Below are 6,813 nucleotides of genomic sequence, written 5' to 3' on the forward strand. Positions count from 1 at the left end.
AATGGATATGAAAGATTATGTCACTTAATCTGACATTGGTATTACAACAAATTCTGAGATGATTATATATTTACTCAAATGAATCAGTCAATTGATTTATTTATTTAAATTTTAATAAATTTCTATAACTTTTTAAAGAAAGTTTGCGTCTGTATACTGAGGATGTGATTCGGAGGTGGCATCAACCTAACGTAGAGTAGTCAAACCAGTATAGGAAGAAATGCATACTTGCCTATACATTTAAACTCCCTTCTTTCTTGCAATTCATCTTACGTTCATGGTCGTATTGATAGAAATATAGAGACTGTACGACCAAAGACATGAGAAGTCGATTGCTAACTACCCGTCTTCCATCTTTACATTTTCAGAAAATGAGATATGCAACATGCATAGACATATAGGTAAATGAGGGTGTTCATATGATTTCAAATCGCTTCTGTTTAACTGTCGATCATCAAGTCAATTTTGGGGTTCATACCCAAATCAAAGAACAGCTGAAGTGGCTGATTGGTACGGGGCAATTAAAGCCCGGCGATCCTTTGCCTGCCGCAAGCCAGCTGGCCGATTTGCTCGGGCTTAACCGAAATACTGTGAACGGGGTTTATAGCCAGCTGAAAGTCGAAGGTTTTGTCTCCATGCAGAAAGGCAAAGGGACGCAAGTGCTTGGCGGCACGGCAACGGAACGACTGCGCAGAAAAGGCATCCCCATGAAAAGGCTGCTGGATGGTGTAATCAAAGGAGCACGCGCGGAAAAGCTTGATCTGCAGGAGCTCTTCATGGCCGGCCTAGGGTATAGTCTGCTGCAGAGCGGCCTTCCGACCGTTCCGGCGCGCATTCTGCTCGTGGAAAGCAAGGACCATGATCTCTATTTCTATCAAGAAGAAATCGAGCGAGTGACGGAACTTGAGGTCTGTACGATTTTCCTCGAGGATTTGCTGGAAGGAACTCGTACGGTCAAGGAAGCACGTCCGAACGATATTTGGGTGACCAGCTTGAATCAGGCGAATCGCGCCAAAGCGATACTGGCTCCTCTGGACAAAAAGGTTCATGTGGTCGGAGTCACGGTCGATTCTTCCATCGTGCTTGAATTAGCCACGCTTCAACGAGATTCACAAGTATCCTTTGTCAGCCAAGGTCTGGCCGGGGGCGAGTGGATGCTTCAGCGTATTCGCGAGGATGGCATTACCCACTTATGCCCGGAGGTTCTCGGCATTGATGAACATGAGAATCTGGAGAAAGCCCTCCATAGCTCGGCGAAAATCTTTACGTCCAAAGCGGTATACTCGGAGCTAAAACAATTGGCTCCGGACAAAGTCGCACTGTTCAAGCTGCGACTGGAGCGAAGCAGCGAGAACATGCTGCGAGAGCTCGTTGCCACGGACTTGCGCTACCGCTACGGTACAGGATTTGCTCCATAAATGAACTAAAAAAAGAGCCGGGCAGAGGTTATCTGCCCAACTCTTCCTACTATGCTTACAATACTTCTTCCAGCAGCTTACGGCTGTGTGCATCCAGCTCTCGCCAATCGGTAATCTCACAACGTTTGCCGCTCATGTCGGTCAGTATGACTCGGCCGCCACCGGGATATTGCATATGCTCATGCAGATTCCGCATGACCATCCGAGTCGCGCCCAGATGAGTTTGCAGCTCCCACATCCAGAGGTCGGACTTGAACTTTACGCTGTCCACACGCGTCACACGCGGCATGAAATAGCGAAACTGAAGCTCCTTCTCGAGCTCCCGTGCACTCTCTTCATACAGCTCTTTAATGTCCGGAACGATTCCAAGCTCTTCGCCTTTTGAATTTCGAATGGAAATATATTGCGTGGTGTAGAGAAACGGAAACGCGCGGTACACCTCAAGCTCTTCGTACGTTACGCCTGCTACAATTCCTTGGAACACGCCGCCTTCACCGCGGCTGAAATAGACATCATCCGGCGTAAATAAGCGAATGTCATACTTGTCGACTTCAGAAGTCATCAGCCTTCAACCCCCTTGATCTTGGACAGCTCCGTCTGCGCGTCAACGAGCTTCCGATATGCGCCGTCCTCTTTCTCGAGCAATTGTTCATGCGTGCCGACTTCCACGATTTTGCCACGATCCAGTACAACAAGCCGATTGGCATTGCGAAGCGTCGATAGGCGATGCGCAATCGCGAATGTCGTACGGCCTTTAACCAGCCGCGAAATCGCTTCTTGAATTTGGCGTTCTGTCTCGGTATCAACCGATGCGGTCGCTTCATCCAGAATCAGGATACGCGGATCATGGATAATGGCACGAGCGATGGCAACCCGCTGTTTCTCACCGCCGGAGAGCTTATGACCTCGTTCACCGACGCGAGTATCGTAGCCGTCCGGCAATCGAACGATAAAGTCGTGCGCATTGGCGATCTTCGCCGCGCGCATGATCTCGATCGGTGTTGCGTCCGGTTTGGAATACGCAATATTCTCGGCAATCGTACCGTCGAACAGGAATGTCTCCTGCAAGACGACGCCGATCTGCTTACGCAGATCAACCTGGCTAATATCGCGGAGATCCGTACCGTCAATAAGAATGGCACCTTCATCGGTGTCATAGAATCGGCAAATCATGTTGATGAACGTCGATTTCCCCGCGCCGGAATGACCGACCAGACCGATCATTTCGCCTGCTTCCACTTGCAAATTGACGTCCTTGAGCACCGGATGATGCTTCTCATAACCGTAAGTAACTTTCTCGAATATGACGTCGCCTTTGATGACGCCGACAGCTGCCGGATTACGCACGTCAGGCACATCAGGCGGCGTATCCATAATCTCGAACACACGGTGTGCAGCCGCCATGGCATTGCTCGCCCAACTGATCATTTGGCTGATCCATTGCAGCGGGCCGAATAACATGCCGAGGTAAGCGATAAGCGCCATAAGTACACCGAGCTGCATGTTGTCTTGCAGTACTTTGCTTCCGCCGTTATACCAAATGAGCAGCGTGCCCATTCCGGCAATGAAGGCAAAGGCCGGGAACATGAATGACCAGAGCCCTTCCATGCGGATATTTCGTCGTACAACTTCAACGTTCGCTTCCCCATAACGGGATAGCTCATCATGTTCTCTGCCGAAAGCTTTTACCACCCGAATTCCTTGAAGAGAATCACCGACCAATGTGTTCAATCGAAAAATCGAACGCCATTGCTGATACCAGCGTCGTCCAATCTTCGGCCAGATCGTCATCGATACGGCAACCATGACCGGTACTGGCAAAATAGCGTACAGCGTAAGCTGCCAATCCAGCCCGAACATAATGATGAAAATCGCAATGATCCGCAGTCCCTCCGCGGTCATGAACACGACCCCGTCCGTCATAAACTGCCGCATCGCTTCTGAATCGTTATTGACCCTGCCGATGAATTGCGACGTTTGACGGCGGTCGAAGAAGGCTAGAGAGAGCCGCATGAGCGAGCTGTAGACATCTTTACGCAAGTCCCCCATCAGCTTAGATCCAACCCATACGCCGATTAAACCGCGAACCGTTTGCATAAGCGACATGAGAAGCATTGTTGCGCCGAGCCCCAGTACAACATAGAGCAGTGTCGATCCGACATCCTTCGGGCCAAGGACGTCGTCGATGATGACCTTCGTTAAGTAAGGCGGTACCAATTCTACGAGTGTTGTTGTAATGAGCAGACATGCGGCAGCTATCATCTGCAGCTTGTAGGGCTTGGTATAGCTCAGCATCCGAGCAGCTACCTTGCCGTTGTGCGTGCATATCTGGCAGATCTGCGTTCCTTCCGATAACGGATTGCCGCAGCTATGGCAGCTGCGAGGAAGCTCGCGCTCCGATAGTACCGGCCGCTCTTCGTTCTTCGCTATTGCGCTGAGCAGCTTCGCTGCAAATCCGAACACCGGCGATTGCGCAGCTGTATAACGCGCGATTACGACCGGACCTTTACCGGTGTCAGCCAGCAGCGTTCCTCCACCGACTGCACTGACGGCCCGCGCATCCTTCAGCTCTTCTAATGGCTGCTTAAGCAGCAGTGTCTTGTCTTGCTGCCATACCATGATGTCTTGTGCCGTGACAGCCAGCCATTGCACGCCGAATCGGCCATCCTGCAGCAGATCGGTCTTAGCGCTGAACAGCAGTTCAGACGTTAGTTGCTTCCTCAGCGCTTCGGGAAGCTGGTCTTGTATAGACATGGTACCCTCCTGTGTCTCCAAACAAGTATTGGGCTGACCTCGAATCGGACCCGACATTCCAATGGCGAGTCGGCCACTACGAATATATGTTCTACATTTGGTTTATAATTCCTTCTTTCTCTGTAAACTTTACCCAGAATTATGCGATGCACAAAAATAATCCCACTTTTCGCACAATACCACACAACCAACTTTTTTCTACCTACTTCGGAACTAAAGTTCCAGGTAAACAAAGTAACTCTCATGCTATAATGCTAGAATCAGACCATAAAGCGAGGGATTCCCAATATGAAAGTTTTAGTTACCGGCGCTTCAGGCAACGGCGGACAAGCGATTAGCAGAGCGCTTATCCAAGAGGGATACACGGTTCGGATGGCAGATGTGTCACCTCCGGCGGGAACAGATTTCGCCGATGTGGAATTTGTACGCTGCGACAGCAGAACAGCCGGCGACGTTCGCCGTGCTGTGGAAGGAATGGATGCCGTCGTTCATCTGGCTGCATGGCATTGCGCGCATAATCCGCCGGTAAGTGACGAGACAATCTTCGCCGTTAATGTGGACGGTACGTTCAACGTGCTGGAAGCTTGCAAGCAAGCAGGCATCCAATCCATCGTATATGCTTCATCCATGGCCTATGGCTGGGGATCCGTATACAGTGTTTCGAAAGTAATTGGAGAAGACTTGTGCAGGTCCTACCATGAAATGACCGGCGCATCCATCGCCATGCTCCGCTATCATGAATTCATTCCGCGTCCTTACTTGGAATTCGGCTCACGTTTGCTCCGCAACGGCATCGATCGCAGAGATGTGGCCACCGCTACCGTAGCCTCAGTGAAAGCCGCCCTTAACCGGGATATCGGGCTTTTCTGTACCATCGTACATACCAATCACGGAATGCCGGAGGAAGTCGTGAACAACTTCCACGAACTTGGCCCGGATTGGTGCGAGGAACAAGTTCCCGGTGCACGTCGGCTAATTGAGAAATATGCCATTAGCCTGCCAGGCTCAGTCGAGCAGCACGACCTTTCCGAAGCGGAGCAAGCGCTCGGCTGGAAACCGGCAATAGGGTTTATAGAGTTCCTCCGTGATCTCAAGATCCGCGATGAACGCGGAATCGATGTAACCGGCCTCTGGGTACCATCCGAATTGCCGGCAGATCTTTAACCATAACAAGGGCCGCCTCCAAAGTATGCGTTACAACTTTTGAGGCGGCCCTTAATCAAATATGAAGAGATTACTTAAGGAGGAGAACAGGAAATGAAAATCACCGTTGGCGTACAAGCCGTCATCATTCAAAACGACGCTATACTTACCATCCATAAAAGGGACACCGACACATTAGAAGACTCTTACATTCTCCCCGGCGGCAAACAAGAGTTTGGCGAAACCCTGGAGCAGGCGATCTATCGTGAAGTATTCGAGGAGGTGGGAGTCGCGGTAGACGTCGGAGAGCTGCTATTCCTCCGTGAGTTTATTGGAAGCAATCACGATAATGCCCAAACCAATGGCAGCCTACATATCATCAGCCCTATTTTTCGCTGCAAGTTCAAAGACGGAGACGGTACCGCCATCCCTGCATCTTCCCCTAATCCAGACCCTGACCAAATCGGAGTCGCCTGGATTCCGCTTCATGAATTAGCTAACTTTCCATTTTATCCAAATTCATTGATTCCCCAGCTGATCGAAATTGCGAACGGAACTAAACCAAAGCGTTGTTATGTTGGCGATGTGAACTAGAACTTAGAACCCATTCATAGGTTATGGATCCTCCGAGTCTCATAGATTTGCCCAATATGATGCGAGGCGTGCCGGATATCATGTTTCAGGGCATCGCTAACCGTTGCCTTCCCATGCTCATGCACAAGAACTCGGTCCAATGAATCCGGCAAGGTACTGCAGAGGTAGGAGATATAGTCTCGCATCATGGCGAACAGTTTCATCTCCATGTCAATGGACCGATTTCTATAGCTCATCTTGGCGCTCCAAACATCCCCATTAAAATCATTAAACAAATAGGTTGCTCCCGTGTCCGCCAAAGCATATCGGTTAATTTGAAAATAATTCATATCACAGTCAATAAGATGATGGACGATTTCCCTGATTGTCCATTTGCCGTCTGCTCTGGCCTGATCCAGATCAGAATCGCTTAATCCTGCAATGGCATGCGCAAGCTCCAACGGCGCTCTCTGGTAGGCGTTAATAAGATCTTGACCTACTGCTGAAATCATCGCGATCCCCTCCAATCTACTTCCCATCATCCGTGACATTTGCATATAACGGCTCTACCTTTGTCCTAAGTCCGTCCTAACAATAGAGATGTACGCCATAGGACATAAGAAAACACTATCAGTAACTCGTATTTTCTTAAAGCGTGAATTTTGTAGCAGAATATAAAAAAAGCACCCGCATGGGTGCTTCCAAATCTATAGGGTTACACATTGAAAACTGGATACGAACCTTTGCGAAGGTTTTGTTTAGCTGATCTTGTCCGAAGTTGAACATCCGAGCTGAATGTTCGTAGGATAAGCCCTCGACCGATTAGTATTCGTCAGCTGCATGCATTGCTGCACTTCCACCTCGAACCTATCAACCTGATCGTCTTTCAGGGGTCTTACATACTGGGAAATCTCATCTTGAGGGG

At 49.6% G+C, this 6,813-nt stretch carries 6 protein-coding genes and 1 rRNA gene; 3 read left to right on the forward strand and 4 right to left on the reverse strand.

What is annotated here, in order from left to right:
• Positions 1–419 precede the first annotated feature (419 nt).
• A complete protein-coding gene (locus I8J30_RS09475) occupies positions 420–1,418 on the forward strand; it encodes a GntR family transcriptional regulator (protein WP_210657476.1) in 999 nt (332 codons plus the stop codon).
• A gap of 55 nt (positions 1,419–1,473) precedes the next feature.
• Here the strand turns inward: I8J30_RS09475 and I8J30_RS09480 are convergent, their stop codons facing one another.
• Both I8J30_RS09480 and I8J30_RS09485 read right to left on the reverse strand, forming a co-directional pair.
• The gene (locus I8J30_RS09480; protein WP_210657478.1) at positions 1,474–1,980 is read right to left on the reverse strand and encodes a DUF1854 domain-containing protein; all 507 of its coding nucleotides are present in this window, start codon (positions 1,978–1,980) and stop codon (positions 1,474–1,476) included.
• Entirely contained in the window at positions 1,980–4,172 is a 2,193-nt protein-coding gene (locus I8J30_RS09485; RefSeq protein ID WP_210657480.1) for an ABC transporter ATP-binding protein, read from the reverse strand. The genes I8J30_RS09480 and I8J30_RS09485 overlap by 1 nt, the downstream gene beginning before the upstream one ends.
• Positions 4,173–4,460: 288 nt before the next feature.
• Here I8J30_RS09485 and I8J30_RS09490 point away from each other — a divergent pair, with 288 nt between their 5' ends.
• Positions 4,461–5,336 carry an NAD-dependent epimerase/dehydratase family protein gene (locus I8J30_RS09490; RefSeq protein ID WP_210657482.1) on the forward strand — a complete coding sequence of 292 codons (876 nt, stop codon included), beginning with the start codon at positions 4,461–4,463 and terminating at the stop codon, positions 5,334–5,336.
• 93 nt (positions 5,337–5,429) lie between these two features.
• Positions 5,430–5,909 (forward strand): NUDIX domain-containing protein, encoded by a 480-nt coding sequence (locus I8J30_RS09495; RefSeq protein WP_210657484.1) that lies wholly within the window; start codon positions 5,430–5,432, stop codon positions 5,907–5,909.
• Positions 5,910–5,923: 14 nt separating this feature from the next.
• On the opposite strand, the gene I8J30_RS09500 is transcribed toward I8J30_RS09495, so the two are convergent.
• Positions 5,924–6,400: a DinB family protein gene (locus I8J30_RS09500; RefSeq protein WP_210657486.1), complete on the reverse strand. Its 477-nt coding sequence runs from the start codon at positions 6,398–6,400 to the stop codon at positions 5,924–5,926.
• 290 nt (positions 6,401–6,690) lie between these two features.
• Positions 6,691–6,813 (reverse strand): 23S ribosomal RNA (locus I8J30_RS09505); the annotation flags it as partial.

Source organism: Paenibacillus lignilyticus, assembly GCF_017942085.1.
GTDB lineage: Bacteria > Bacillota > Bacilli > Paenibacillales > Paenibacillaceae > Paenibacillus_Z > Paenibacillus_Z lignilyticus.

Coding starts and splice junctions, on each gene's coding strand:
- I8J30_RS09475 (WP_210657476.1), top strand. CDS start 420: ATGATTTCAAATCGCTTCTGTTTAACTGTCGATCATCAAGTCAATTTT.
- I8J30_RS09480 (WP_210657478.1), bottom strand. CDS start 1,980: ATGACTTCTGAAGTCGACAAGTATGACATTCGCTTATTTACGCCGGAT.
- I8J30_RS09485 (WP_210657480.1), bottom strand. CDS start 4,172: ATGTCTATACAAGACCAGCTTCCCGAAGCGCTGAGGAAGCAACTAACG.
- I8J30_RS09490 (WP_210657482.1), top strand. CDS start 4,461: ATGAAAGTTTTAGTTACCGGCGCTTCAGGCAACGGCGGACAAGCGATT.
- I8J30_RS09495 (WP_210657484.1), top strand. CDS start 5,430: ATGAAAATCACCGTTGGCGTACAAGCCGTCATCATTCAAAACGACGCT.
- I8J30_RS09500 (WP_210657486.1), bottom strand. CDS start 6,400: ATGATTTCAGCAGTAGGTCAAGATCTTATTAACGCCTACCAGAGAGCG.